We start from the raw sequence: 1,821 nt of genomic DNA, 5'->3' as shown, positions 1-1,821 counted from the left end.
TCCGCCCTGCGGAACGGCTGCCCGCAACCCGGGTGGTGCCCCTTAAGGTGGTCCCCACCAGCGCATTCGCACGAGGAGCCACCGCCATGCCCGAGCAGCACGAGCAGCAGCCCGAAGTCGCCGCCTACCCCGTCGGACTGCGTCTGGCCGGTCGTCGCGTCGTCGTGCTCGGCGGCGGACAGGTCGCCCAGCGCCGGCTCCCCGCGCTGATCGCCGCCGGCGCGGACGTCCTGCTGGTCTCGCCCTCCGCCACCCCCTCCGTGGAGGCCATGGCCCAGGCCGGCGAACTGCGCTGGGAGCGCCGCCGCTACCGTGACGGCGACCTCGACGGCGCCTGGTACGCCCTCATCAGCACCGACGACCCGGACGCCAACCGGGCCGCCTCCGCCGAGGCCGAGGCCCGCCGCGTCTGGGCCGTCCGCAGCGACGACGCCGCCGCGGCCTCCGCGTGGACCCCCGCGACCGGCCGCAGCGAGGGCCTCACCGTGGCCGTGCTCACCGGCCAGGACCCGCGCCGGTCGGCGGCCGTGCGGGACGCCATCGTGGAGGGCCTGCGCGACGGCTCGCTGGCCGCCCCGCGCCACCGCGCCCTCCCCCATGGCTCAACGCATGGGGGTACCCCCGTCAAGGGCGTCGCGCTCGTCGGCGGCGGTCCCGGCGACCCCGACCTCATCACGGTCCGCGGCCGCCGGCTGCTCGCCCAGGCGGACGTCGTCATCGCCGACCGCCTCGGCCCCCGCGACCTGCTCGACGAGCTGCCGCCGCACGTCGAGGTGATCGACGCGGCGAAGATCCCGTACGGCCGGTTCATGGCCCAGGAGGCCATCAACAACGCGCTCATCGAGCACGCGAAGGCCGGAAAGGCCGTCGTCCGCCTCAAGGGCGGCGACCCGTTCGTCTTCGGCCGGGGCATGGAGGAGATCCAGGCGCTCGCCGAGCACGGCATCCCCTGCACGGTCGTACCCGGCATCTCCAGCTCCATCAGCGTCCCGGCCGCCGCCGGAATCTCCGTCACCCACCGCGGCCTCGCGCAGGAGTTCACGGTCGTCAGCGGGCACGTCGCACCCGGCGACCCGCGGTCCCTCATCGACTGGGCCGCGCTGGCGCGCCTGCACGGCACGCTGGTGCTGCTGATGTCCGTGGAGAACATAGCGGCGATCGCCGAGACCCTCGTCCGCCACGGCCGCGCCGCGGACACGCCCGTCGCCGTCGTCCAGGAGGGCACCACGGCGGCCCAGCGCCGCCTGGACGCCACCCTGGCGACCGTGGGGGAGCGGGTCCGGGCCGAGGGCATACGCCCGCCGGCGGTCGTCGTCGTCGGCGAGGTCGTCGAGGTGGGTCCCGCACAGGGCCGCTGAGCCCCGCCGCCCACCCAGCAGCACCCCGCCCACCAGCAACGCAACCGAACCAGGACACCACACCCATGGCCGACATCGTCACCATCGACGACCCGGACGACCCGCGCCTGCACGACTACACCGGTCTCACCGACGTCGAGCTGCGCCGCCGCCGCGAGCCCGCAGAGGGCCTGTTCATCGCCGAGGGCGAGAAGGTCATCCGGCGCGCCGCGCACGCCGGATACGGGATGCGCTCGATGCTGCTGTCCGCCAAGTGGGTCGACGTGATGCGCGACATCATCGACGACGTACCCGCCCCGGTGTACGTCGTCGGCCCCGAGGTGGCCGAACGGGTGACGGGCTATCACGTGCACCGCGGCGCCCTCGCCTCCCGCTCTCCCCCCCGGCGGGGGTCGTCGCATGTCCGGAGGCATTTTCTCCGCTCTCATCGGGCCCTCCCTCTCTCCGCGCGCCGGCTCTGCGC

Annotated in this window: 1 protein-coding gene and 1 pseudogene; both read left to right on the top strand. The window is 74.8% G+C overall.

Annotated features, from left to right (window positions below; all coding sequences use genetic code 11):
* Window positions 1-86 precede the first annotated feature (86 nt).
* Entirely contained in the window at window positions 87-1,358 is a 1,272-nt protein-coding gene (gene cobA, locus AB0K09_RS33095; RefSeq protein WP_366069093.1) for a uroporphyrinogen-III C-methyltransferase, read from the top strand.
* A 65-nt stretch (window positions 1,359-1,423) separates the two neighbouring features.
* Window positions 1,424-1,821 (top strand): annotated as a pseudogene (locus tag AB0K09_RS33090) (hypothetical protein); the annotation flags it as partial.

Source organism: Streptomyces sp. NPDC049577 (assembly GCF_040675635.1).
Lineage (GTDB): Bacteria > Actinomycetota > Actinomycetes > Streptomycetales > Streptomycetaceae > Streptomyces.
Note: the sequence above shows the minus strand (reverse complement) of the source record. Positions and strands in the feature narration are given on the sequence as shown.